Source organism: Acinetobacter sp. 1542444, from assembly GCF_000581835.1.
Taxonomy (GTDB): Bacteria; Pseudomonadota; Gammaproteobacteria; order Pseudomonadales; family Moraxellaceae; genus Acinetobacter; species Acinetobacter pittii.
Genome location: NZ_JEYA01000006.1, coordinates 182,988 through 208,154, shown reverse-complemented (window position 1 = coordinate 208,154; position 25,167 = coordinate 182,988). Strand labels below are relative to the sequence as shown.

The 25,167-nt window shown below is 40.4% G+C and carries 21 protein-coding genes; 11 read left to right on the top strand and 10 right to left on the bottom strand.

Features of this window, described 5'->3' with window-relative positions; translation table 11 throughout:
- Positions 1-37: 37 nt before the first annotated feature.
- The 4 genes from trpA to J580_RS20120 are packed head-to-tail and all read left to right on the top strand — an operon-like array spanning position 38 to position 4,063.
- On the top strand, positions 38-841 hold the full coding sequence (gene trpA / locus J580_RS20135; protein WP_002116163.1) for a tryptophan synthase subunit alpha: 804 nt from the start codon (positions 38-40) through the stop codon (positions 839-841).
- The gene (accD, locus tag J580_RS20130) at positions 838-1,734 is read left to right on the top strand and encodes an acetyl-CoA carboxylase, carboxyltransferase subunit beta (RefSeq protein ID WP_002116475.1); all 897 of its coding nucleotides are present in this window, start codon (positions 838-840) and stop codon (positions 1,732-1,734) included. Before trpA ends, accD begins: the two co-directional genes overlap by 4 nt.
- Positions 1,731-3,014 (top strand): bifunctional tetrahydrofolate synthase/dihydrofolate synthase, encoded by a 1,284-nt coding sequence (folC, locus tag J580_RS20125; protein WP_032005527.1) that lies wholly within the window; start codon positions 1,731-1,733, stop codon positions 3,012-3,014. The genes accD and folC overlap by 4 nt, the downstream gene beginning before the upstream one ends.
- On the top strand, positions 3,005-4,063 hold the full coding sequence (locus tag J580_RS20120; RefSeq protein ID WP_032005525.1) for an SPOR domain-containing protein: 1,059 nt from the start codon (positions 3,005-3,007) through the stop codon (positions 4,061-4,063). Before folC ends, J580_RS20120 begins: the two co-directional genes overlap by 10 nt.
- 29 nt (positions 4,064-4,092) lie before the next feature.
- Here the strand turns inward: J580_RS20120 and J580_RS20115 are convergent, their stop codons facing one another.
- The 3 genes from J580_RS20115 to J580_RS20105 all read right to left on the bottom strand — a co-directional run bounded on the left by J580_RS20115 (position 4,093) and on the right by J580_RS20105 (position 6,302).
- On the bottom strand, positions 4,093-4,671 hold the full coding sequence (locus tag J580_RS20115) for a dual specificity protein phosphatase family protein (protein WP_032005523.1): 579 nt from the start codon (positions 4,669-4,671) through the stop codon (positions 4,093-4,095).
- Entirely contained in the window at positions 4,668-5,480 is an 813-nt protein-coding gene (locus tag J580_RS20110) for an MBL fold metallo-hydrolase (RefSeq protein WP_212750318.1), read from the bottom strand. The genes J580_RS20115 and J580_RS20110 overlap by 4 nt, the downstream gene beginning before the upstream one ends.
- A gap of 171 nt (positions 5,481-5,651) precedes the next feature.
- Entirely contained in the window at positions 5,652-6,302 is a 651-nt protein-coding gene (locus tag J580_RS20105; RefSeq protein WP_005050084.1) for a peroxiredoxin, read from the bottom strand.
- Positions 6,303-6,708: 406 nt separating this feature from the next.
- Here J580_RS20105 and secA point away from each other — a divergent pair, with 406 nt between their 5' ends.
- Positions 6,709-9,429, top strand: a complete 2,721-nt coding sequence (gene secA, locus J580_RS20100) for a preprotein translocase subunit SecA (RefSeq protein WP_032005519.1) — start codon at positions 6,709-6,711, stop codon at positions 9,427-9,429.
- Between the two features lie 131 nt (positions 9,430-9,560).
- Positions 9,561-10,004: a hypothetical protein gene (locus J580_RS20095; RefSeq protein WP_002116535.1), complete on the top strand. Its 444-nt coding sequence runs from the start codon at positions 9,561-9,563 to the stop codon at positions 10,002-10,004.
- Positions 10,005-10,070: 66 nt separating this feature from the next.
- Here J580_RS20095 and J580_RS20090 read toward each other — a convergent pair whose 3' ends face one another.
- The gene (locus J580_RS20090; protein ID WP_032005516.1) at positions 10,071-11,381 is read right to left on the bottom strand and encodes an MFS transporter; all 1,311 of its coding nucleotides are present in this window, start codon (positions 11,379-11,381) and stop codon (positions 10,071-10,073) included.
- A 134-nt stretch (positions 11,382-11,515) separates the two neighbouring features.
- Entirely contained in the window at positions 11,516-12,157 is a 642-nt protein-coding gene (gene trhA, locus J580_RS20085) for a PAQR family membrane homeostasis protein TrhA (RefSeq protein ID WP_001984806.1), read from the bottom strand.
- A 126-nt stretch (positions 12,158-12,283) separates the two neighbouring features.
- Between trhA and J580_RS20080 the strand changes: the two genes are divergently transcribed.
- Positions 12,284-13,495: a class I SAM-dependent methyltransferase gene (locus tag J580_RS20080; RefSeq protein WP_032005514.1), complete on the top strand. Its 1,212-nt coding sequence runs from the start codon at positions 12,284-12,286 to the stop codon at positions 13,493-13,495.
- Positions 13,496-13,507: 12 nt separating this feature from the next.
- Complete coding sequence (locus J580_RS20075) at positions 13,508-13,927, top strand: GNAT family N-acetyltransferase (RefSeq protein ID WP_032005512.1); 420 nt, start codon at positions 13,508-13,510, stop codon at positions 13,925-13,927.
- 29 nt (positions 13,928-13,956) lie between these two features.
- On the opposite strand, the gene J580_RS20070 is transcribed toward J580_RS20075, so the two are convergent.
- From J580_RS20070 to J580_RS20050, 5 genes are all read right to left on the bottom strand, one after another.
- The gene (locus J580_RS20070) at positions 13,957-14,817 is read right to left on the bottom strand and encodes a patatin-like phospholipase family protein (protein ID WP_032005510.1); all 861 of its coding nucleotides are present in this window, start codon (positions 14,815-14,817) and stop codon (positions 13,957-13,959) included.
- A 15-nt stretch (positions 14,818-14,832) separates the two neighbouring features.
- Positions 14,833-15,090 (bottom strand): hypothetical protein, encoded by a 258-nt coding sequence (locus J580_RS20065; RefSeq protein WP_005072746.1) that lies wholly within the window; start codon positions 15,088-15,090, stop codon positions 14,833-14,835.
- Between the two features lie 165 nt (positions 15,091-15,255).
- Positions 15,256-17,391, bottom strand: coding sequence for a 3-hydroxyacyl-CoA dehydrogenase NAD-binding domain-containing protein (locus J580_RS20060; protein ID WP_032005508.1), 2,136 nt, complete (start codon positions 17,389-17,391; stop codon positions 15,256-15,258).
- 18 nt (positions 17,392-17,409) lie between these two features.
- Entirely contained in the window at positions 17,410-18,615 is a 1,206-nt protein-coding gene (locus tag J580_RS20055; protein ID WP_005064279.1) for an acetyl-CoA C-acetyltransferase, read from the bottom strand.
- A gap of 170 nt (positions 18,616-18,785) precedes the next feature.
- On the bottom strand, positions 18,786-19,796 hold the full coding sequence (locus J580_RS20050; protein WP_002116561.1) for an AraC family transcriptional regulator: 1,011 nt from the start codon (positions 19,794-19,796) through the stop codon (positions 18,786-18,788).
- Between the two features lie 210 nt (positions 19,797-20,006).
- Between J580_RS20050 and J580_RS20045 the strand changes: the two genes are divergently transcribed.
- From J580_RS20045 to J580_RS20035, 3 genes are all read left to right on the top strand, one after another.
- Positions 20,007-21,125 carry a CaiB/BaiF CoA transferase family protein gene (locus tag J580_RS20045; protein WP_032005506.1) on the top strand — a complete coding sequence of 373 codons (1,119 nt, stop codon included), beginning with the start codon at positions 20,007-20,009 and terminating at the stop codon, positions 21,123-21,125.
- 155 nt (positions 21,126-21,280) lie between these two features.
- Positions 21,281-22,513 (top strand): carbohydrate porin, encoded by a 1,233-nt coding sequence (locus J580_RS20040; RefSeq protein WP_075383779.1) that lies wholly within the window; start codon positions 21,281-21,283, stop codon positions 22,511-22,513.
- 174 nt (positions 22,514-22,687) lie between these two features.
- On the top strand, positions 22,688-25,093 hold the full coding sequence (locus tag J580_RS20035; protein ID WP_005064285.1) for a glucose/quinate/shikimate family membrane-bound PQQ-dependent dehydrogenase: 2,406 nt from the start codon (positions 22,688-22,690) through the stop codon (positions 25,091-25,093).
- Positions 25,094-25,167 lie beyond the last annotated feature (74 nt).

Here is a 25,167-nt window from a genome sequence, read left to right as displayed (position 1 = left end):
TCCTCAATTTTAAATAATTCAAGGAAAGCACAACCCTATGTCACGTCTTGCCACCCGTTTTGAAAAGCTTAAGTCCCAACAACGTAAAGCGCTTGTATCTTATGTTATGGCGGGTGATCCACAGCCACAAGTAACGGTTCCGTTACTGCATAAAATGGTTGCGGCAGGAGTAGATGTCATTGAGCTTGGTTTACCATTTTCAGATCCAATGGCTGATGGTCCGGTAATTGCGCTTGCAGCTGAACGTGCGCTTGCAGCAGGGACTAACACGTTGGATGCACTCAACATGGTAAAAGAGTTCCGTGAGCAGGATCAGGAAACACCTGTTGTTTTAATGGGTTATCTGAATCCGGTTGAAGTTATTGGTTACGAGAAGTTTGTTTCTCATGCGAAACAATGTGGTGTAGATGGCTTATTACTTGTGGATTTACCACCAGAAGAGTCAAAAGAATTTGGTGCTGTGTTGAAACAACATGATATGGACCAAATTTTCTTACTTGCGCCAACTTCTACAGATCAACGCATTCAACATGTGACAAATCAGGCAAGTGGTTTTATTTACTATGTTTCACTTAAGGGTGTAACTGGAGCAGCAACACTTGATACGGCAGAAGCTGCTGCGCGTATTCAAAAAATCAAAAATGCCACTAATATTCCAGTGGGTGTTGGTTTTGGTATTAGTGATGCCGCTTCAGCAAAAGCAATGGGTAATGTTGCTGATGCCGTGATTGTAGGTAGTGCTTTCGTTAAAAATTTTGCAACGTTGGCAGCGGATGACGCTGTTGAACAGACGGTGAGTAAAGTCAAGGAGCTTCGAGCAGCGCTCGATGAGTTAGTATGAATCAAGAAGTGAAACCAGGGAAAGTTCTTAGCCCTTCGACACCATGGACAAAACGTCCGGTTCCAGGTATTGAAGTCGCAGATGAGCAACAAATTCTCAAAGCAACATTTACTGAGCCAACGATTGAATGTCCTGAATGTCATGCACTAGTGACACGTACAGCAATTTCTTTCAATGCATATGTTTGTCCGCAATGTGATGAACACTTACGAATGAAAGCTCGTGACCGCTTGAACTGGTTCTTCGATAATGTTGTAACTGAATTGGGTCAAGAATTTACTGCAAAAGATCCATTAAAGTTTGTTGACTCTAAACCGTATCCAGATCGTATGCGTGAAGCGCAAAGCAAAACTGGTGAAACGGAAGCGTTAATTGCCATGCAAGGTAACTTAAATGGCGTAGATATGATTGCATGTGCTTTTGAGTTCGACTTTATGGGCGGCTCAATGGGTACAGTTGTAGGTGACCGTTTTGTAAAGGCTGCCGAGCTTGCAATTGAAAAACGTCAGCCATTAATCTGTTTCGCAGCTTCTGGCGGCGCGCGTATGCAAGAAGGTATGTTGTCGCTTATGCAAATGGCGCGTACTTCTGCCGCGATTCAAAAATTAAAAGATGCTGGCTTACCATATATCGTTGTGTTAACACATCCTGTGTATGGTGGTGTAACAGCTTCTTTAGCAATGTTGGGTGATATTCATATTGCTGAACCTAAAGCGATGATTGGCTTTGCTGGTAAGCGTGTAATTGAGCAGACTGTACGTGAAACTCTTGAAGAACCGTTCCAACGTGCTGAATATTTGCTTGATCATGGTGTAATCGATCAGATTGTTCATCGTCATGCTTTACGTGATACTGTATCTCGACTTGTATCGAAATTGATGAACTTACCTTGAACCAACAAGCTCCACTTTCAATAGACTCTTTAGATACATGGCTCAATTATTGGAGCCATGTTCACGTTACAGGGATAGATCTTGGTCTGGAACGTGTAATTCCTGTTGCAGAAAAGCTGGGTGTAACTCAGCCTAATGCTAAAGTTTTTACAGTAGCCGGAACGAATGGTAAAGGCTCAACCACAACCACACTGGCTGCGATATTAAACGCACAGGGTTATAAAGTTGGGTTATATCAGTCACCGCATATCTATCGCTTTAATGAGCGAGTTAAGTTAGGTGGAGTTGAAGTCGATGATCAAAGTCTGATTGATGCTTTTGTTCAAGTTGATCAGGCTCGTCGCGATTGTGATTTAAGCTTATCTTTTTTTGAAGCAACCACTTTGGCTGCTTTTGTTATTTTTAAACAACAATGTGATGTATGGGTGCTTGAAGTTGGTCTGGGCGGGCGCTTAGATGTCGTCAATGTGATTGACCCCGACATTGCAGTAATTACTAATATTGGCCTAGATCACACAGATTGGCTAGGCGATACCATCGAAAAAATTGCTTTTGAAAAAGCAGGCATTATTCGTCCATATATTCCGGTTATCTTCGCGGGTGAGCAACCATTGCCGCAAGCAATTCAAGATAAAGCACAAAGTTCACAAGCAGACTTATATACCGTTAATCGTGATTATTTTTATAAGCTCGCAGAAGATGGACAAAACTGGTACTTTGCTTCGGAAGGAACCACTTTAAAACTTTCTTTAGGTACATTAGCGATTGAAAATATTGCAGGAGCAGTTGCGGCCATTTTAAATAGCGGACTTGAGATTTCTCAGTCAGCATTAGAAAAAGGTATTCAATCTGCTCGCTTAGCAGGGCGTTTTGAACAGCGCCAAGTGGACGGGAAAACGGTAATTTTTGATGCTGGGCACAATCCACATGGTGTTGAATTTTTGTTAAAGCAATTGCGAAATTTCTTAGAATACAATAAACAGTACACAGAAGTTGTCGCAGTATTTTCAATGCTGGCAGATAAAGATATAAAATCAGTAGTCGATTTATTGAAACCTACTGTTTTACATTGGAAAATTGCTGAATTGAATGTGCCGCGTGCTGCACCGATTCAGCAACTCAATGATGCCTTGCAAGGCCAGACAGTACAACAATATGGCAATATCAAAGAGGCTTTTAAATCAGCGCTTGAGCAAACAAATAACAATCAGCTGATTTTGGCCTGTGGTTCGTTTCATACTTTAGAAGCGATTTGGGAGTATTTGGAAGAATGTCAATGAATAACAAACAACGCTGGATGGGTGGCGTTGTTTTACTAGGAGGTGGTGTTTTATTGGCAGCATTACTTCTAAAAGGAAATGAGGAAATAAAACAGGTTGAAGCTCAACCATCCGCATCCACATCGCCAAAAACTCAAACTAAACCAAAACAGACAACTGAAGGGCAAATGGTACAACTACAACCGCTTGCGGTTGATGTTGAGACTGAAAAACGTTTGCTAGAAGAACAGCGTCGTGCACGTGAAAAGGCCGTTGCTGAACAAGAAGCACGTGCAGCTGAGTTCTTAGCAATGCAGCAGCAAGCTGAAGCTGATGCTGCTCGTAAAGCTGCAGCAGAGTACGCTGCTATTAATGCGCGCCGTACAGCGGCTCAAGAAAGTTCAGATAATATTCCACCGGAGTTAGTGGGTGAGGCGAAAGCTAAAAACCAGCAAACCAATACGGTGAATAAAACAACTGATACTTCAAAAATAGATGCAGACAAAAAAGCTGCTGAAGCAAAACGCCAAGCAGAAGCAGACAAGAAAGCAGTTGAAGCTAAACGACAGGCAGAAGCAGACAAAAAAGCAACTGAAGCAAAACGCCAAGCAGAAGCAGACAAGAAAGCAGCTGAAGCTAAACGACAGGTAGAAGCAGATAAAAAAGCTGCTGAAGCAAAACGCCAAGCAGAAGCAGACAAGAAAGCTGCTGAAGCCAAACGACAAGCAGAAGCTGATAAAAAAGCCTCTGATGCTAAACGAAAAGCTGAAGCTGAGAAAAAAGCTGAAGCTGAAAAAGCACGTGAACTGCTTGAAAATGGCGATAAAAAGTGGATGGTTCAAGTCGCTTTGGCTGCTAACCAAGCCAATGCAGATGCAGTTGTTTCTAAATTACGAGCTAAAGGCTATAAGGTCACTACAAGCCCAACCAGTAAGGGTATTCGTATTATGGTTGGACCTGCAAAAGACCGTGATACAGCAGATGCTGCTCGTAAGAAAATTACTTCTGATTCAAGTTTAAACATGAAATCAGCGTGGGTGATTGACTGGGTACCGTTAGACCAACGTTAACCAAATTAAAAATTCCACTCAAGATGTCACTAAGATGGATTCGACAGTTGCTGTTGAATCCATTTTACATTTTCAGGTGTAAATAATCGGTCAATGTTCTTCCAAATAATATGATAACCGTAACCCCCTTGTTTCATTTCCTTAACCGCATCATCAATTGCCCAATTTTCAAAAATAATGCGATACATGGCAACGCTGGCCCCTGTACGATCTGAACCATGGTAGCAGTGCAATAAAACGCGCTGATCATTCTGCTTGGCAATTTTGATTTGTTGCATGACTTCTAAGAGATCTTGTCGGTCAATTGCCCAAGTGTTGATAGGAATATGTACAAGATTAAAATTTTCATTTTTAAAAACTAAACTATCTGCGTCTTTGGCTCTTAAATTAATGATCGTTCCAATTTGATGATTCTTTAATTCAGAAATCATTGCTGTATCAGGTTGTTCACTGCGATAAACATCATTACTAATTTGATAAAAGTTATGAGTCTGAGAAACTAAGCTTCCCCAATCTTGTGGTCGATGCTCATGGGCGATACTTTCGTGCTGCATACATCCTTGTAAACTTATACAGATGACAAGTGTAAGGAGCGATAATTTCTTCATGTTTGATACCGTTTAAGCTCATCAGGGTCGTGAGCACAAATTATTTCAATCGTGGGTTCATGTTGAGCTAAATGCTGTAAACGCTTGAGATTAAAAAGACGCTTTTGATTGTCTTCTGCAAATGTTTTTTCCACCAGATCAAGTGATCTTAATTTATTTTTAGGGTTTAACTCTAGGTGTGAGTAGTAGGCATCTCCACAAAATAATACCCATTGATTTTGTTGCTTTATGGCAATCCCGCAATGTCCAGCTGTATGTCCTAACAGCGGTATCATTAAAATTTCATCTTGAAACAGCGGAAAACCTTTAACTTTTTCGAGGTTGAACCATGCTTCACCTTTTTGATATTCAACGAAGTTCCAATACCGATGATCTTTATATTGATTGATTCTATAGCGAAGTTTGCCTTTAAAATTTGGAAGTTGGGCAGCGTTGTATTCTGCTGCTAAAACATGAACTGTGGCATGAGGAAAATCTGAGATACCACCAGCATGGTCGAAATCAAGATGAGTGACAAAAATATGCTGTACATCTTTGGGACTAAACCCGAGCTTTTGGATTTGTTGGATCGCACTAAATTCAAGATTATGCTCAATATTGCCTAAGCGTTTAACTAATGAGCCTAGGCGCTGCTTCATATGTAAGTAATCTTGCAAGCCAAAGCCAGTATCGATAAGCACTAAGCCTCGATCAGTTTCAACTAAAAGACAATGACAGATTACTTCAGCTCGGAAGCCTTTTTGTCCAAATAAGGGTGCACAGACTGGGCACATGCTGCCACACTTTAAATGATGAATTTTATAGATCATGATTTTTATTTTTTTACCGAATCGTTTCGAGTTATAACTGATCTGAACAATAAAAACCATGAGTATTCAATACATAAATAAAAAAGCCATCACTACGGATGACTTTTTCGGGTGTGATATTTAATCTAAGTGTGCCTACGCGCTTCTCTTGTCTTGCAAGCAATAAAACCTTTAGTCGGTTTTATTGCTTTCAGGCTGTGGCGTGAGGCGTAAATAAGGTTTAACAGCCGTATAACCTTTAGGGAAACGTTGTTTAATTTCTTCTTCATCTTTAAGTGATGGCACAATAACGACATCTTCACCTTGCTGCCAGTTCGCAGGTGTAGCGACTTTATGCTTGTCTGTTAATTGTAATGAATCCACAACACGTAAGACTTCGTTAAAATTTCGGCCCGTCGAAGCAGGGTAGGTAATGATTAAGCGAACTTTTTTGTTAGGATCAATAATCACTAATGAGCGCACTGTTAGAGTTTCACTGGCATTAGGGTGAATGAAGCCATAGAGCTCAGATACTTTACGATCTTTATCTGCAATGATTGGAAAGTTTACAGTTGTATTTTGTGTTTCATTAATATCATTGATCCAGCCTTTGTGTGATTCTACATCGTCTACAGACAAAGCAATCGCTTTAACATTCCGCTTCGTAAATTCATCTTTTAATTTTGCTGTATAACCTAATTCAGTTGTACATACGGGAGTATAGTCGGCTGGATGTGAAAATAAGATTCCCCAACTATCCCCTAAAAAATCATAAAAATTAATTGTGCCTTCACTCGATTCTTGTTGAAAATCGGGAGCAGTATCTCCTAATCGTAGTGTCATGATCTTTCCTCAATTGCGCATAATTTGTTATTCGATTGAATGAATATGCAGCATTTACTTTATGATTAAAATTATTGTTTTTGTATTTTATTATGAACTTTTTATATAAGTGTAAATATATATGACTAAAACTCATTATTTTAAGTGCTTAATCAATGTAACTTTAAGGTAAATTTGCTAAATTAGATTTCTCGGAAGTTATGCTTAATCGATGAGCGTTAATGGTGTGTTTTTGGTGCTCGGCACATTAAGGGGAGATTAGATGAATGAAAAACCATTCGTCTAACTATCAGATTTTTTTTAGGGGTTTTGTGCAAACCCCTTGTACTTCAAATTTCTGGCACCATAATAAACGACTGAGAAAAAGTTTATTCATTTGACCAAGCAAGATTTAGAGAGTTTATCCATGTTGGCAAGTCTGATCGGAGGTATCTTCGGTACAAAAAATGAGCGTGAACTCAAACGCATGCGCAAAATTGTTGAGCAAATCAATGCGCTCGAGCCGACGATATCAGCTTTAAGCGATGCAGACTTATCTGCAAAAACTCCAGAATTCAAACAACGTTATAATAATGGCGAAAGTTTAGATAAATTACTTCCAGAAGCGTTTGCGGTTTGTCGTGAAGCTGCTAAGCGTGTGATGGGTATGCGTCACTATGACGTTCAGTTAATTGGTGGTATTACCTTACATGAAGGTAAGATTGCCGAGATGCGTACTGGTGAAGGTAAAACCCTTATGGGTACTCTGGCGTGTTATTTAAACGCTTTGAGTGGCCAAGGTGTACATGTCATTACTGTGAACGATTATTTGGCACAGCGTGATGCCGAGTTGAACCGCCCATTATTTGAATTTTTGGGTCTATCAATTGGTACGATTTATTCAATGCAAGGTCCGTCAGAAAAAGCGGAAGCTTATCTTGCAGATATTACTTACGGTACCAATAACGAATTCGGTTTTGACTACTTACGTGACAACATGGTGTTTTCTTTAGCAGAAAAGAAACAACGTGGTTTGCACTATGCCATTATCGATGAAGTTGACTCCATCTTAATTGATGAGGCTCGTACACCATTAATTATTTCTGGTCAAAGTGAAGACTCTTCGCATCTGTATTCTGCAATCAATACGATTCCTCCTAAATTACATCCGCAAAAAGAAGAAAAAGTTGCAGATGGCGGCCATTTCTGGATTGATGAAAAGCAGCGTTCAGTTGAAATGACCGAAGTTGGTTATGAAACTGTTGAACAAGAACTTATTCAAATGGGCTTGTTGGCTGAAGGCGAAAGCTTATATTCAGCAACAAACCTAAACCTTGTTCACCATGTATCTGCTGCCATTCGTGCGCATTTCCTATTTCAACGTGATGTTCACTATATTATTCATGATGGTGAAGTGGTTATTGTCGATGAACATACGGGTCGTACGATGCCGGGTCGTCGTTGGTCAGAAGGTTTGCATCAAGCTGTTGAAGCAAAAGAAGGCTTGGAAATTCAGCCTGAAAACCAAACTTTAGCGACAACAACATTCCAGAACTATTTCCGTCTCTATAAAAAGCTTTCAGGTATGACAGGTACTGCTGATACTGAAGCTGCGGAAATGAAAGAAATTTACGGTCTTGATGTTGTGATTATTCCAACTCACCGTCCAATGATTCGTAACGACCAAAACGATTTAATTTATTTAAACCGTAACGGTAAATATAACGCGATTATTCAAGAGATTATGAATATTCGTGGGCAGGGTGTTGCTCCAATTCTGATTGGTACAGCAACCATTGAAGCCAGCGAAATTTTATCTTCTAAGTTAATGCAAGCTGGTATTCATCATGAAGTGTTGAATGCAAAGCAGCATGAGCGTGAAGCAGACATTATTGCTCAAGCGGGTAGTCCGAATGCAGTAACGATTGCAACCAACATGGCCGGTCGTGGTACGGATATTATCTTGGGTGGTAACTGGAAAGCGAAACTTGCCAAACTTGAAAACCCAACTGCAGAAGATGAAGCACGTCTAAAAGCACAATGGGAACAAGACCACGAAGATGTCCTGCAAGCCGGTGGTTTGCACATCATTGGTTCCGAACGCCATGAATCACGTCGTATTGACAACCAGTTACGTGGTCGTGCCGGTCGTCAGGGTGACCCTGGTGTTTCTCGTTTCTATTTATCTCTTGAAGATGACCTTATGCGTATTTTCGCAGGCGACCGTGTTGTTGGTATGATGCGCGCGATGGGTTTGAAAGAAGACGAAGCGATTGAACATAAAATGGTGAGCCGTTCGATTGAGAATGCTCAACGTAAAGTTGAAGCGCGTAACTTCGATATTCGTAAGAACTTATTGAAATACGATGACGTGAATAACGAACAGCGTAAGATCATTTACTCACAACGTGATGAAGTATTAGCTGAAAACACCTTAAAAGACTACGTTGAAGAAATGCATCGTGAAGTGATGCAAGGCATGATTGCCAACTTTATTCCACCAGAGTCAATTCATGACCAGTGGGATGTGGAAGGTTTAGAAAATGCTTTACGTATTGATTTAGGTATTGAGCTGCCAATTCAAGAATGGTTAGACCAAGATCGTCGTTTAGATGAAGAAGGTTTGGTTGAGCGTATTAGTGATGAAGTGATTGAGCGTTATCGTCAGCGCCGTGCTCAAATGGGTGATGAATCAGCAGCAATGCTTGAGCGCCATTTCGTTTTAAACTCTCTTGATCGCCATTGGAAAGATCACTTGGCTGCAATGGATTATTTGCGTCAAGGTATTCACTTACGTGGCTATGCGCAAAAGAACCCTGAGCAGGAATATAAGAAAGAAGCCTTCAACTTGTTCGTAAACATGTTGGGTATTATTAAAACTGATGTTGTAACTGATTTGTCTCGTGTACATATCCCAACACCAGAAGAACTTGCAGAAATGGAAGCTCAACAGCAGCAGCAAGCTGAATCAATGAAGCTTTCTTTTGAACATGATGATGTAGATGGTTTAACTGGTGAAGTTACACTTTCTCAAGAAACCATGAACGAGTCTGCTGAACAGCAAGCTTTCCCTGTTCCAGAAAGCCGTAATGCCCCATGCCCATGTGGTTCGGGACTAAAATATAAGCAATGTCACGGTAAGATCTAATCTGCCTTCACAAAAAAAGCAGAACAATTGTTCTGCTTTTTTTATGTTTGTAGTAAGCCTGTGAATAATGTTTGCAGTTTTAAGCATTAAATGCTATTTACTTCTCATCCAGAGTGTATGTTGGAAAGACAATGAAAAAAGTATTACAACCTTTATTTTTAACTGTTCTTGCTGTACCAAGTTTTGTTTTTGCAGCAGAAGCAGCTTCAGCCCCTCAAACGACAACGGTTGACAAAGTTCTTGCAGCAAAAGGCCCAACTTCGGCTCAAGCTGTAGTGAAGCAAGAAAATACTACAGTGATTAGTCCACGTACCGGTATTCGCTATACCTTGGGTAACACAGGTAATCGCCCAATTATTTTACAAACTACTGCGATTGCTCCAGCAAACTCAGCAAACATTAATCGTATTGTGGCAAGTAACCCAGCTCTTTCTGCAAAAAGCCAAGAAAAAGCAAAAGTTGCTTTAATCGGTGAAGCAGCTGTAGCAGGACCAGCAGCAGTTGCAGCAAGCAATGTAACAGCGCCAGCTGCAACAAATAGTGTTGCTCCAGCAAATCCTGCATCAATGAATTAATTCATATACGTATAAAAAAGCCAGTTCAAATTGAACTGGCTTTTTTATGGGGGTGTCTTTAAAACTTTAAATCTGATTATTTACATCATCATTTTTTGTTTCACGAATAAGTAAGAAGGCAACTAATGATAAAAGTGATGCAGCAGTAAGATAATAACCAACCGCATATAAACCATAAGTTTCAGCAAGCTTAGTCGCAATGAGTGGGGCAAAAGATGCACCAAAAATACCAGCCAAGTTAAAAGTTAATGCTGAACCTGTATATCGAACTGAAGTTGGGAAAAGTTCAGAAAGAACTGTACCGATCGGACCGTAGGTCAATCCCATAATCGCCAAGCCAGTACATAAGAAAAGGAAAACGATTAAAGTATTTCCAGACTCTAACATACTAGAGAAGAACAAGCCGAAAATCGCAGCAGCGATACAGACACCAATAGAAGTTGTTTTTCGACCAAATTTTTCTGCAAAAATAGCCGATAAAGGAATGAATGCGGCGAAGCAAAGTGTGGCAAAGAGTTGAAGTTCTAAGAATTCACCACGCGCATATCCAAGCTTTGTGGTTCCCCAGTTTAAAGCAAATACGGTAGTAAGATAGAACACGACAAAGGTACAAATGGCTGCAACTGTACCAAGAATAAGCTTACCTGTATGTTTGGTTAAAACTTCTTTAAATGGAATGTTAACTTCTTTTTGCTTATCTAAGACTTTCTGGAAAGCTGGAGTTTCATGAAGTTTTAAACGGATATATAAGCCAACAATAACTAATACAGCACTGGCAATGAATGGAATACGCCAACCCCATTGCATGAATGCTTGCTCAGGAATAACTGCACTCAATAATAAGAATGAACCTGTTGCCAGAATAAAGCCGATTGGAGCACCTAGCTGCGGAAACATGCCGTACCATGCTCTTTTACCTTCTGGGGCATTTTCAGTCGCTAATAATACTGCGCCACTCCATTCACCACCTAAGCCTAAGCCTTGTCCTAAACGACATAAGGCGAGCAATAAAGGCGCGACAATTCCAATCTGAGCATAGGTTGGTAATAAGCCAATACATACGGTTGAGATACCCATAGTGAGCAATGCTGCCACCAATGTTGCTTTACGACCTATACGATCTCCTAAATGCCCAAATAGTGCTGCACCGATAGGACGGGCAATAAAGGCGATTGCAAAAGTTGCAAGTGATTGTAAGACTGCGGCACTACCACTACTGGCAGGGAAAAATAGGTGTGGAAAAATGATAACGGCAGCAGTTGCATAGATATAAAAGTCGAAGAACTCAATGGTTGTACCGACTAAACTTGCAAACAAAACCCGTGTTTTCGAATTGGTGGCTACTACAGGAGCAGCAGTCGCAGAGGTTGACTCCATATAAGTCCTTATATCAGTTAAAATTTATTTTTAATTTACTATTCTCTTTAAAGGCATATTTTTCTTAAAAGAATAGCGTGAAAGAACATCATCCATGACTCTTTCAGGATCACTGAATATGAGTGAAAAATGGACTAAACAACGTACCAATAGATAGCAAGAAAGTGTGCACCTGCACCTAAAAGCACAAAAATATGCCATATCGCATGGGTATATCTTACCTTTTTTAACGCGTAAAACAATGCTCCAACGGTGTAAGCTAAACCTCCAGTAATCAATAACATCAAAGTATCTTTGCTTAAATAGGTTCGCATATCATCCATTACAAAAACGGCAAGCCAACCCATAAGGACATAAGCAAGTAGCGAAATTTTCTGAAAACGGTGAATAAAAACTAACTTGAAAAGTGTACCAATTGCAGCAATGCTCCAGAGCGCAATAAGTAAAATATGAGCTTTTTGTGTAGGTATAGCAATGCTTAAGAACGGGGTATATGTTCCAGCAATTAAATAATAAATAGCCGTGTGATCGAGTTTTTTATACCAGTAACGTAAATTTTGTGTTTGTGCAAAATGATAGAGAGTCGAACTAGTAAACACGAGAATTAAGCTAAAAGCATATACCCATAAACCTATCCACTGGGCAGTGGAAAGATAAGATCCTTTTATAATTAAAAAGACAGAGGCAATTACTGCCATAACCACACCAGCGCCATGGCTGTAGGCATTAAAAAGTTCTTCTTTTGGGTCGTAGGTTTCTAACACCGATTTACTCATAAGTTTATTTTTTGATTAAAAATACAAATGTATAGAAATACAAAACAGCCGTAAAGTTATTTTATTTTTAATCCTATACCCTTTAAACTTTCACTTTATATGAGTCACCATTTTTTAGGTATATCAGTGTCGGTTTTCTCCTTTGAGCAAGAACAGCAATTTTTTCATGAAATCAAACAAATGCTTGATCAGCAGACTTTTGAGCGTTTGATTTTGAGCCAATATAAAGGAGAGTTGACACAGCTGGAAAAAATTACTTTCCGTGTTGTGGAGCTACATGGAAAAAAACAACTTTCCGCGCTATATCATCATACCACCCAAGATGTGACTAAAAATTATTCATTCGAAGATGGCTTAGAACAGATTGCAGTGCTGATTACGCAATGTAAACAAGCGAATTTATTTTCCACTCATCAAGAAATCCAGCTTAAAAAAAATAAGAAAAAAGCCATGCTTAATATGGGTAAAAAACACAGCGTGACTACCGCTCCAACTGTACAAGCACATGATCGTGAGAAACAGCGTTATGTACAGCAGGGTAGTGCATTTTTAAAAGAGCTTGGCATTACCGATGAGAAAGCTCAAATCATTCCAAGCATGGCTCGTAAATGGAAGCAGATTAATAAATTTATCGAAATTTTTGCGAGTGCATACGAACAAATTGATGCTGAGCAAAAAGAGTTAAATATTGTCGATTTTGGTTCAGGAAAAGGTTATTTAACTTTTGCCTTGTATGATTATTTACAAGAACAACAAAAGGTTCCGCTCATTACTGGTGTAGAGCTGCGCCGTAACTTAGTGGAGTTTTGCCAGAACGTTGCAGAAAAAGTACATTTTAATCATTTAGACTTTTTTGAAGGTGACGTTCGTAGTTATCAGCCGGAAAAGCTGGACGTTATGATTGCTTTACATGCTTGTGATATTGCGACTGACTTTGCTATCCATACTGGAATTCGCTTAAATGCTTCGATGATTATGTGCGCGCCATGCTGTCACAAAGAGTTGCGTCCACAATTACATAGTCCTGAAGTTTTACAACCCATGCTACAGTTTGGTATTCATGCGGGACAACAAGCCGAGATGTTGACCGATACCTTACGTGCGTTACTTTTAAAAGCTTATGGTTATGAAACCAAAGTTTTTGAGTTTGTATCGCTTGAACATACCAGCAAAAATAAAATGATTTTGGCGACAAAACGCAAAAACGTTTCACAACCTGATGCGAAGATTATGGCTCAAATCCAAGCATTGAAAGAAATGTACGGAATTAAAAAACAATCGTTGGAATTATTATTGCAAGATCAGTTGCCGATCGAAAATATCGGCTGTAAGTGCTAGGAAGGTGAATGGATGTATAAAATTGTAGAGGGTGGTTGGGAACAGCTTGAGCAAGATGCCAAATACATCCGTGAACAAGTCTTTATCCAAGAACAGGGAATTGCACCTGAAGATGAATGGGACGACTTGGATGCCACAGTTCTACATTTTATTGTCTATGACAAAGAGCAGCCTATCGCTACAGCACGTTTGTTGCCGCAGCATAGCGTAGGGCGTGTTGCTGTTTTAATGCCTTATCGAAAGCAGGGTATAGGTAAAATTTTAATGCAGCATATTATTGACTATGCACGTCGTCATAAACTGCCTTACTTAAAGCTTTCAGCGCAAACCTATGTGACAGCTTTTTACGAAGCTTTAGGCTTTAAAGTACAAGGTGAAGTTTACGAAGACTGTGGCATTCCACATATTGATATGGTTTTGAAGTTAAATTGAGACTTCTTTTTAGAAATCTCAATTTTAATTTATTTCATTGCATTCCAACTTTCAATTGCCTGTAGACCTGTTTCTAAACCGACTTCATAACTGTAGCGAAGCTTTTTTGGATTGGTAGTTAAACGGCCAGCCATATTTTTAAGAGGCGGTGGACACACTTCTAAAATTTGCTGGTCTGGATTTTCACCACGAACAAAATCGACCGAAGCGTTATAACGAGCACAGCGGCTACGCAAGCTACTAGCGAAACCATAATGATGTTTAAACGCATATTTTGCGAGGAATTGATCACCTCGACTACTTGCTTTGAAATAGTTTTTCGGACGAGTACGTAAAACTAACAGTTTTTTGACGCCGCTTTGCTGAGCCGTCCAGCGAACGGGTAGGGCATCTGCAACACCACCATCAAAATAAGGTTCACCCATAATATCGACGGGATGACGCGTTAAAACTGGAATTGAGCTAGAAGCACGAAGCGCATTGAGTAAATTGTCTTTACCCGCACGAAGATATTCTGCATGACCTGTTTTGGCATGCGTCAACACCATATAAAAATCAGGATTTTTGGCAAAAAGACTCTGTTGATCAAGAGGATGCTCTTGCTCACCAATTTCCCACATCCATTTTAAATCAAGTAAATCGCCGCCCTTAAAAAAGCGCTTGTAATCGATAAATTCAGGACGCAGTGAATGATCAATATAAAATGTTAAAGTGCGGCCTTGCTGGCCTGCTAGGTAGTTGGCGACATTAGTTGAACCAGACGATACACCAACATATAAATCGAATGGGTTGAACTGTTGTTGTAAAAACGCGTCAAGTACACCACTGGTAAAGGCACCACGCATGCCTCCACCCTCTACAACCAGTGCGTTGCGGGAAAAATCTGTCATTTGAAAAATATCTGATTACTGAGTTGATTGCTTATGTTCTTGCATATCCATTTCAGGCATGTTGTCACTATGTTGAGCGTGTTGCTCTGTAGAGTGCTCAGCCTTTTGCTGCATTTGCTCTTGTTGTGCTTTGCGCTGTGCACCTGGCATATAGTCAGGTTCATTACTCATTGCTAAATAGAAAAAGCCAAGGAAAATCGCACTTAAAACACCAACGATCAGAACAAATTTCCAGCCTAGAACTGCTGACTCGGAAGAATTTTTATCGGACATAAGAATTTCTCGAATGTGCTGTAGAAGCACAAAAATGAAGTCTATTTATAGCATATTTAGGCAGGGGGCTGAAATCTTAAAGGTCATAAAGAAAAACCCATATAAATAAAATATATTTATATGGGTAAGGTTTATGCAGTTTTTTAAATATTCAATAAGACTAAATTACTGAATATTTTGTTTCTGCTCAGCTTTGGTTTTTAGTAAAGCTGGCGGTGTGAAACGTTCACCATATTTGGCAGCTAATTCTTCGGCACGTTTTTGTGCTTTATCAGTACCATACTGATTTAGGAATTGAATTGCTCCTCCAGTCCAAGGTGCATAACCAATCCCAAAGATAGAACCGACATTGGCATCAATTACAGACTCCAATACGCCTTCTTCATAACAACGTAAAGTATCTAAGGCCTGTACAAACAGAATGCGATCAATCATATCTTGTTCAGAAATATCATGATCTTTGTTCCAGCGGTTTAAGCCTTCCCATAGATGCTTTTTGCCATTTTCTGGGTATTCATAAAAACCAGCTCCAGCAGCTTTACCTTTACGGTTTAACTCATGAATCATGGTGTGCACCACTTCATCTACAGAAGTTTTAGGTAAATCTTTTCCTTCGGCTTGTAGAGCTTTGCGTGCTTCACTAGCAACATGTTCGGTTAATGTTAAAGATACTTCATCTTGAATAGCGAGGGGGCCAACTGGCATACCAGCTTTCAGTGCTACCATTTCAATACGCGCTGGGTGGACACCTTCGGCAAGCAAGCGCATACCTTCTTGAATGAACGTACCAAACACACGACTGGTAAAGAAACCACGGCTATCATTAACAACAATCGGTGTTTTTCCAATTTGTTGTACAAAGTCATAAGCTTTGGCAAGTGTCTCTGCGGAGGTGTTTTTACCTTTGATAATTTCAACCAACTGCATTTTGTCGACAGGGCTAAAGAAATGCAGACCGATAAAAGCTTTATCATCCTTACTTGCTTGCGCTAAACCTGTAATTGGCAGGGTTGAGGTGTTTGATGCCATCACACCGTTAGGCGCTAGATATTGCTCGGCTTCTTGAGTGACTTTAGCTTTAAGTTCTTGATTCTCAAATACGGCTTCAATAATTAAATCACAACCTTGTAAGTCTTCGGCAGAAGCTGTAGCCGTAATGAGCGATAAAACCTGATCACGTTTTTCTGCGGTCATGCGGCCTTGTGATACACGTTTATCTAAGAGCTTTTGTGAATATGCTTTGCCTTTCTCAGCATTTTCAACAGATACATCTTTAAGTACAACTGGAATGCCTTTTATGGCTGTTGAATATGCAATCCCTGCACCCATCATGCCTGCACCCAAAACACCCACTTTCGTGGCTTGCCATTTTGCAACGTCGGCAGGGCGGCTCGCACCAGACTTAATTGCATTTAGACCATGCCAGAAAGTGCCGATCATATTTTTAGAAATTTGGCCTGTGGTAAGCTGAGTAAAGTAGCGAGACTCAATACGCAGAGCAGTATCGACATCGACTTGAGCACCTTCAACTGCGGCAGCCATAATTGCTTCAGGGGCAGGGTAACAACCTTTGGTTTTGTCTTTTAACATGGCTGGTGCAATTGCAAGAACTTGTGCAACTGCTGGAGTTTTTGGATCACCGCCTGGAATTTTATAACCCTTCACATCAAAAGGCTGCTGAGATTTTGGATTGGCCTTGATCCAAGCAATTGCTTTATCTAAAAGTTCTTGCTCATTTTCGGCAGTGTCATGAATTAAGCCTAAAGATTTTGCTTTATCAACACCGAACTGTTTGCCTTCCATTAAAAATGGGAACGCATTTTGAAGCCCAAGCAAACGTACCATACGTACAATACCACCGCCGCCTGGTAGTAAACCTAAAGTGACTTCTGGGAGACCAAATTTGCTTTTCGGGTCATTGATTGCAATACGGTGATGGCAACTTAATGCGATTTCCCAACCACCGCCAAGTGCTGTGCCATTTAATGCTGCAACGACTGGAATACCAAGCGTTTCAATTGTACGTAAATGACCTTTTAGCTTTTCAACCATGTTGAAAAAGTCAGTTGCGTGTTCAGGCTGAACCTGAATTAGTTCATCTAGATCACCGCCTGCAAAGAAAGTTTTTTTAGCCGAGCGGAAAATAACCCCTGAAAGTTCTGTTTCTGCTTTAAGTTTCTGAGTCGCTTCATCGAGCGAGTCACGAAACTCGGCATTCATGGTGTTCGCAGATTGACCAGTTGAATCAAGCGTTAAAATGACAATATTGTCGGCATTCTTTTCGTATTGAATTGCACTCATCTTTGATATCCCTAATTTTTATACGCGTTCAATAATGGTGGCAATACCCATTCCACCGCCAACACAGAGCGTCGCTAAACCGCGCTTTTTATCTTGTCGTTCAAGCTCATCAAGCAAAGTGCCTAAAATCATGGCACCTGTTGCTCCTAATGGATGACCTAAAGCAATCGCACCGCCATTTACGTTGACTTTCTCAGCTGGGACGTTGAGTTCATTAATAAAACGCATAACAACTGCCGCGAATGCTTCATTGACTTCAAACAGGTCAATATCATCAATCGTCAGCCCAGCTTTTTCTAAAGCTTTACGTGCAGCAGGAGCAGGGCCAGTCAGCATGATGGTTGGGTCGGTACCAACCAGTGCAGTCGCTAAAACTTTAGCGCGTGGTTTTAAGTTTTGTTCTTTTACCGCTTTTTCAGAAGCTAATAAAACTACAGCTGCTCCATCGACAATGCCTGATGAGTTACCTGCATGGTGAACATGATTGATTTTTTGTGCTTCTGGATATTTTTGTAAAGCAACAGCATCAAAGCCCATTTGTCCCATCATTTCAAAACTTGGGTTGAGCTTCGTTAGACCTTCGAGTGTGGTATTGCCTTTAATAAATTCATCTTTCTCTAAAATCACCACACCTGCATGATCTTTTACCGGTACAACTGATTGGTCGAAATAACCATTTGATTGTGCTGCCGCAGCTTTTTGTTGTGATTTCACAGCGAAATTATCAACATCTTCACGGCTATAGCCATCTAAGGTTGCAATGAGGTCGGCTCCAATGCCTTGCGGAACAAATGATGACTTAAGGTTTGTTTCAGGGTCTAACGCCCACGGTCCGCCATCCGAGCCCATTGGAATGCGTGACATTGATTCAACGCCACCAGCAACTACTAAATCTTCCCAACCAGAGCGGACTTTCATGGCTGCCATGTTGACTGCTTCTAAACCTGATGCACAAAAGCGATTGATTTGCACCCCAGCAACATCATCATTCCAACCTGCTGCAATCGCTGCTGTTTTGGCAATATCGCCACCTTGATCGCCAATTGGTGTTACGCAGCCCAAAACAATGTCATCGACTTTAGACGTATCGAGTTGATGGCGTTGTTGTAATTCATTTAATAAGGTGGTCAATAATGTAATTGGTTTTACTTCGTAAAGAGAGCCATCTTTTTTTCCTTTTCCGCGTGGGGTGCGAATGGCATCAATAATATAAGCCTCGCTCATAACAGTTCCTTTTTTATTACTTAAACTTTGTTGTGTTTTGAGTGTACTGGTTTTAAAAGGCAACGCAATGACGATAAGCGCACCAGTCAGGTGATGATTTTTGCCAATAGAAATACAAAAAAGCCCAAGTTGAACTTGGGCTAAATGTGAAACTTAAATAGATTTAAGAATTAGTGATAACCATGTAGCTGGCGATATAGGCCAGGTGTTACACCCGTCCACTTTTTAAATGCGCGGTGGAAGGTACTGGTTTCACTAAAACCAACTTGTTGAGCAACATCTTCAAGTGTTAACTCAGGGTTGAGTAACAAGTGAATTGCAGCATCTCGGCGTAAAGCATCTTTTACGCCTTGATAGCTTTTACCTTCAGCAGCCAAGCGGCGGCGTAAGGTTTGAGGAGATAAATATAACATTGATGCAACGTCATTAAGCGTTGGCATTTCTTCACCAATTTGGCTTTTGAGTACTTCACGAATACGAGAAGTTAGCGAGTTGGTGTTTTTGAATTTCACTAAAAGCTGGGCAGGAGCTGCTTTTAAGAATTCTTCTAGCGTTTTTTCATCTTGGCGGATTGGTAAATCAAGATAATCAGCTGCAAAGGTAATTTCAGTACGTGGTGCATCAAATTGCATGACTGGTGCAAAAAATAATGCATCATATTCATCTGCATGTGCAGGACGTGGATAGCTAAAATGAACGCGCTCTAATGGCAAACGACGTTCAATCAACCATGATGCTAGACCGTGCCAAATCATCAGCATACTTTCAGTAATGAAATGGTCTGGATCTAAAGTTTTCGGAATGAGAGGAACTAGACGTGCTTCATGTTTGTCACGCTCTAGAGTTACTGACCATTCATCGCCAAATAATTTGTAGAATTGAGATGACAGTTCAAGGGCTTGGCCCAATGTTTTTGCGTGAATAATCAACTGACACATAATGGCAAAAGTGCCCAGACGACGCGGTTGTACGTCAAATCCAACGTGTTCATCCTGTGTGACCATCCACAACATTTTTATAAATCGAGTGTATTGTTCTGGTGAGATTCGAGCTTTAGGTTGACGTAATAATTCCGCTTCAATACCCACATGTGAAAGGAGCATTTCAACATCCATGCCAAGGCGTTTTACGCCTGTCAAAGCCGCATTCACGAAGTGGATGCTAATCGTATCGCGACTCATATTGAATCCTTCAGTCTCTTTGATGTTCACTTTAAATTGACCTAAATGACCGTCTAAAAAAATAAATTGGCGATTTACAACAGAGTAAAAGCACTTTTTACATGTTAAATTGCCGAAATGATCAAGGTAAATGGCTGAACATGACATTGTTTTAGTATATTTGCTTAACTAATATAAAAGAAAATTCGAATAATAGTGGTTAAAAATACGATGACGACAGCATTAAATGGACTTAAAGTTCTCGATTTCTCGACGCTCTTACCTGGCCCTTTTGCCACAATGTATTTGGCTGATATGGGAGCAGAAGTCATCCATATCGAATCTCCATCACGTCCTGATTTAATCCGAATCATGCCACCATACGCAAATGGTCAAGCAACGGCACATAGTTATCTAAACCGAAATAAACAGTCGATTGTTCTCGATTTAAAGGATAAGACGAGTATTGATCTGATTAAAGCCAAAATTTCTGAGTTTGATATTGTTATAGAGCAGTTCCGACCTGATGTCATGCGTCGTCTCGGATTAGACTACGCGACACTTGCCGAAATTAACCCACGTCTCATTTATTGTTCAATTACAGGTTATGGACAAACAGGAAGTTATAAAGACAGGGCTGGACACGACATTAACTATTTAGCTTTAGCTGGTATTGCTGGATATAGTGGCCGACAAGACAGTGGTCCTCCACCGCTCGGTATTCAAGTTGCAGACATTGCAGGTGGTTCACTTCATGCTGTCATTGCAATTTTAGCGGCGGTTGTCGAACGTGGATGTAGTGGAATGGGACAATATATTGATATTTCCATGACCGATTGTGTTGCTAGCCTCAATAGTATGGCCGCATCCGCTACACTTGCGGCACAAGTTGAACAGGCTCCAGAGCATGGCATGCTCAATGGCGGTATTTTTTATGACTATTATATGACTCAAGATGGTCGTTATCTTTCAATAGGTAGTCTTGAGCCACAATTTATGTCTGGTTTATCAGTGGCGCTTGATTTGCCTTTATTATTACAAAAAGGTGCTTCCTTAGATGTCGAAGACCGACAGGAAGTTAAACAAGCTATTCAAGAGAAAATTAAAACGAAATCATTTAAAGAATGGCATGAAATTTTTGCAAATCTTGATGTGTGTGTAGAACCTGTTTTAAGCCTAACAGAGTCCTTAAACTCGCCTTTAGCACAAGAACGTGGATGGATTGTGGATGTACCTTTGCAAAATAATACAGCGGATACAGAACCACAATTGGCTTGTCCAATTAAGTTTTCAAGATCGAAAATGAGATATTCCTTTATAGGTCAAAAACTTGGTGAAGGGCAGTGGTAAAGAGCTGGGGCCATTTTTCATACAATGTGTATTAAGATTATTATTAGATTAATCAATCGATTAACATTTTGAATAATTTCTTTACATAAAATTAGCGTACCCTTTATAAACAAAGACATAAAAGGTATGTAAACATGAAAACACATAAATCCTTGATGGCTTCCTGTTTATCCGTTTTATCAATTACTCTTTTTATACAGCATGCACAAGCTGCTGCTGCATTCGACCCAAATAGTCCTTGGATGTTGGGTGATTGGAACGGTCAACGCACCGCGTTACAAGCACAAGGTTATGATTTTTCTTTTGGATATACCGGCGAATATGCCGGTATTTTAGATTCAAAAAATACGTCTACGCATGGTAGTGCTTATACGGGGCAACTTGCACTAGGAACTCATTTTGACCTAAATAAAATTTTAGGTTGGCAAGATACGGAAGCTCAAATCACATTAACATATCGTGATGGGCAGTCGCTTTCTGAACATTCACCAGCTTTAGCAGGGCACTTAAGCTCGGTGCAAGAAGTGTGGGGGCGTGAGCAAACTTGGCGTTTAACAGATTTGTGGATCAAGAAGAAATTCCTTGATCAGAAGTTAGATGTGAAAGTCGGTCGTTTTGGTGAAGGTGAAGACTTTAACAGTTTTGACTGTGATTTCCAGAATTTAGCGCTTTGTGGTTCACAAGTCGGTAACTGGGTGGGTGATCAGTGGTATAACTGGCCAGTAAGCCAATGGGCAATGCGTGTTAAATATAACTTGCAACCTGACTTATATACCCAAATTGGTGTATATGAATACAACCCAGAAAATCTGGATCGAGGCAAAGGTTTTAACTTAAGTACTGATGGTTCTCACGGTGCAATTATTCCTGCCGAAGTAGTTTGGTCACCTAAATTAGGCGCTCAAAGTATGGCTGGTGAATACCGTTTAGGTTATTACTACAGCACTGCTGACGCTGAAGAAATTACGAATAAGGCCCAAACATCTCATAAACAAGGGGTGTGGGTAACTGCAAAACAAAAATTATTCCAGCCTGCTGATCAAACAGATCGCGGTTTGACAGGTTTTGTGAACCTGACTTTCCACGACTCTGATACCAACAAAATTGATAACATGCAAAATGTAGGGTTGGTCTATAAAGGTTTGCTCAATCAACGTCCTCAAGATGAGTTGGCACTCGGTGTGGCTCGTATCCATATCAATGATGATTGGAACGATGTTCAAACTAAAGAATATGACACTGAATACAATACCGAGCTTTACTACGGTATTCATGCCACTAACTGGTTAACTATTCGTCCAAATGTGCAATATGTTCGTCATGTTGGTGCATTAAAAAATGGTGATAACACTTGGGTTGGCGGTATTAAATTCTCAACTGCATTCTAAGCGTAATTACTCCGAAAAACGGATTGTCGAGGGCTAAATCATTGATTGAATTAACCTGACCTTCCGTTTTTTCTTGATGCCTGAATTTGTTTTAGATGTATTGGTGATGCCATTTTTCTATAAGGTTCTTGGCACATCTTTCCTATAAAAATGATGATTGATAAGAGGTGGTTTATGAATCAACCTACTTCAAGATCAGGTTTAACGACTTTTACCGTAATTATTATTGGGTTACTGGCGTTATTCCTGTTAATTGGAGGTATTTGGCTCGCTACACTAGGCGGTTCAATTTACTACATTATAGCTGGAGTATTACTCCTCATTGTTGCATGGCAACTCTACAAGCGTGCTTCTACTGCTTTGTGGGTTTATGCTGCATTAATGCTAGGAACTATTATCTGGAGTGTCTGGGAAGTTGGAACAGACTTTTGGGCGCTTGCACCACGTTTAGATATTTTAGGTATTCTTGGTTTATGGTTATTGGTTCCGGCTGTAACTCGTGGAATCAACAACCTTGGATCAAGTAAAGTTGCCTTATCTTCAACTTTAGCAATTGCAATCGTGTTGATGGTTTATTCTATCTTCAATGATCCGCAAGAAATTAATGGTGAAATCAAAACACCTCAACCAGAAACAGCCCAAGCCGTGCCTGGTGTTGCTGAAAGTGATTGGCCAGCTTATGGCCGTACTCAAGCAGGTGTGCGTTATTCTCCATTGAAACAGATTAATGACCAAAACGTAAAAGACTTGAAAGTTGCTTGGACTTTACGTACTGGCGATCTTAAGACAGATAACGATTCTGGTGAAACGACCAATCAGGTTACACCGATTAAAATCGGTAATAACATGTTTATCTGTACAGCTCACCAGCAGTTAATTGCGATTGATCCTGCTACAGGTAAAGAAAAATGGCGTTTTGATCCGAAACTTAAAACGGATAAATCGTTCCAGCATTTAACTTGTCGTGGTGTGATGTACTACGATGCAAACAATACAACTGAGTTTGCAACGAGTCTTCAAAGCAAGAAATCTAGCTCTACACAATGTCCACGTAAGGTATTTGTACCAGTCAATGATGGCCGTTTAGTGGCTGTAAATGCTGACACTGGTAAAGCATGTACTGACTTTGGTCAAAATGGTCAAGTGAACTTACAAGAGTTCATGCCATATGCTTATCCAGGCGGTTATAACCCGACATCTCCTGGTATCGTGACTGGTTCAACTGTTGTTATTGCTGGTTCTGTAACAGATAACTACTCCAATAAAGAGCCATCTGGTGTGATTCGTGGATACGATGTTAACACTGGTAAACTTCTTTGGGTATTTGATACTGGCGCAGCAGATCCAAATGCAATGCCGGGCGAAGGTACTACTTTTGTTCATAACTCACCAAATGCGTGGGCACCTTTAGCATACGATGCCAAACTTGATATCGTTTATGTACCAACAGGTGTAGGTACACCAGATATCTGGGGTGGTGACCGTACCGAGCTGAAAGAGCGTTATGCAAACTCAATGTTAGCGATTAATGCTTCTACTGGTAAATTAGTGTGGAACTTCCAGACAACCCATCACGATTTATGGGATATGGACGTACCATCACAACCATCTTTAGCTGATATCAAAAACAAAGCCGGCCAAACTGTTCCTGCAATCTATGTATTGACGAAAACAGGTAATGCCTTTGTGCTTGATCGCCGTAATGGTCAACCGATTGTTCCTGTAACTGAGAAACCGGTTCCACAAACAGTTAAACGTGGACCACAAACTAAAGGTGAGTTCTATTCAAAAACTCAGCCATTCTCTGACTTGAACTTGGCACCACAAGATAAATTGACTGATAAAGACATGTGGGGTGCCACTATGCTTGATCAGCTCATGTGTCGTGTATCTTTCAAACGTCTAAATTACGATGGTATTTATACTCCACCATCTGAAAACGGTACTTTAGTTTTCCCTGGTAACTTGGGTGTATTTGAATGGGGCGGTATGTCAGTTAACCCTGATCGTCAGGTTGCTGTAATGAACCCGATTGGTCTGCCATTCGTAAGTCGGTTAATTCCTGCTGATCCAAACCGTGCACAAACTGCAAAAGGTGCGGGAACTGAGCAGGGCGTACAACCGATGTACGGCGTACCGTATGGTGTTGAAATTAGCGCATTCTTATCTCCGCTTGGTTTACCTTGTAAACAACCGGCTTGGGGCTATGTAGCTGGCGTTGATTTGAAAACTCATGAAGTGGTATGGAAAAAACGTATTGGTACAATCCGTGATAGCTTGCCGAACTTGTTCCAGTTACCAGCTGTGAAAATTGGTGTGCCTGGTTTAGGTGGTTCAATTTCTACTGCCGGTAATGTCATGTTTGTTGGTGCAACTCAAGATAACTACTTACGTGCGTTTAACGTTACTAACGGTAAGAAACTTTGGGAAGCGCGTTTACCAGCAGGTGGACAAGCAACACCAATGACTTATGAAATCAATGGTAAGCAATATGTTGTGATCATGGCTGGTGGTCATGGTTCATTTGGTACGAAAATGGGCGACTATTTAGTGGCTTATGCCTTACCAGATAACAAATAAAAAGCTTTTATAGAAAGGGCCTGGATTTATCCGGGCTTTTTTTATGTCGATTTATATTAAAGCTTATCAATAAA

Excerpts from the sequence above, each read along its gene's own strand:
- J580_RS20055 (WP_005064279.1), bottom strand. The coding sequence starts at position 18,615 with ATGAGCGAGGCTTATATTATTGATGCCATTCGCACCCCACGCGGAAAA.
- J580_RS20070 (WP_032005510.1), bottom strand. The coding sequence starts at position 14,817 with ATGACAGATTTTTCCCGCAACGCACTGGTTGTAGAGGGTGGAGGCATG.
- J580_RS20040 (WP_075383779.1), top strand. The coding sequence starts at position 21,281 with ATGGCTTCCTGTTTATCCGTTTTATCAATTACTCTTTTTATACAGCAT.
- J580_RS20110 (WP_212750318.1), bottom strand. The coding sequence starts at position 5,480 with ATGATCTATAAAATTCATCATTTAAAGTGTGGCAGCATGTGCCCAGTC.
- J580_RS20035 (WP_005064285.1), top strand. The coding sequence starts at position 22,688 with ATGAATCAACCTACTTCAAGATCAGGTTTAACGACTTTTACCGTAATT.
- J580_RS20105 (WP_005050084.1), bottom strand. The coding sequence starts at position 6,302 with ATGACACTACGATTAGGAGATACTGCTCCCGATTTTCAACAAGAATCG.
- J580_RS20050 (WP_002116561.1), bottom strand. The coding sequence starts at position 19,796 with ATGAGTCGCGATACGATTAGCATCCACTTCGTGAATGCGGCTTTGACA.
- J580_RS20115 (WP_032005523.1), bottom strand. The coding sequence starts at position 4,671 with ATGAAGAAATTATCGCTCCTTACACTTGTCATCTGTATAAGTTTACAA.
- J580_RS20065 (WP_005072746.1), bottom strand. The coding sequence starts at position 15,090 with ATGTCCGATAAAAATTCTTCCGAGTCAGCAGTTCTAGGCTGGAAATTT.
- trhA (WP_001984806.1), bottom strand. The coding sequence starts at position 12,157 with ATGAGTAAATCGGTGTTAGAAACCTACGACCCAAAAGAAGAACTTTTT.
- J580_RS20075 (WP_032005512.1), top strand. The coding sequence starts at position 13,508 with ATGTATAAAATTGTAGAGGGTGGTTGGGAACAGCTTGAGCAAGATGCC.
- J580_RS20090 (WP_032005516.1), bottom strand. The coding sequence starts at position 11,381 with ATGGAGTCAACCTCTGCGACTGCTGCTCCTGTAGTAGCCACCAATTCG.
- secA (WP_032005519.1), top strand. The coding sequence starts at position 6,709 with ATGTTGGCAAGTCTGATCGGAGGTATCTTCGGTACAAAAAATGAGCGT.
- J580_RS20045 (WP_032005506.1), top strand. The coding sequence starts at position 20,007 with ATGACGACAGCATTAAATGGACTTAAAGTTCTCGATTTCTCGACGCTC.
- J580_RS20060 (WP_032005508.1), bottom strand. The coding sequence starts at position 17,391 with ATGAGTGCAATTCAATACGAAAAGAATGCCGACAATATTGTCATTTTA.
- J580_RS20120 (WP_032005525.1), top strand. The coding sequence starts at position 3,005 with ATGTCAATGAATAACAAACAACGCTGGATGGGTGGCGTTGTTTTACTA.
- J580_RS20095 (WP_002116535.1), top strand. The coding sequence starts at position 9,561 with ATGAAAAAAGTATTACAACCTTTATTTTTAACTGTTCTTGCTGTACCA.
- trpA (WP_002116163.1), top strand. The coding sequence starts at position 38 with ATGTCACGTCTTGCCACCCGTTTTGAAAAGCTTAAGTCCCAACAACGT.
- accD (WP_002116475.1), top strand. The coding sequence starts at position 838 with ATGAATCAAGAAGTGAAACCAGGGAAAGTTCTTAGCCCTTCGACACCA.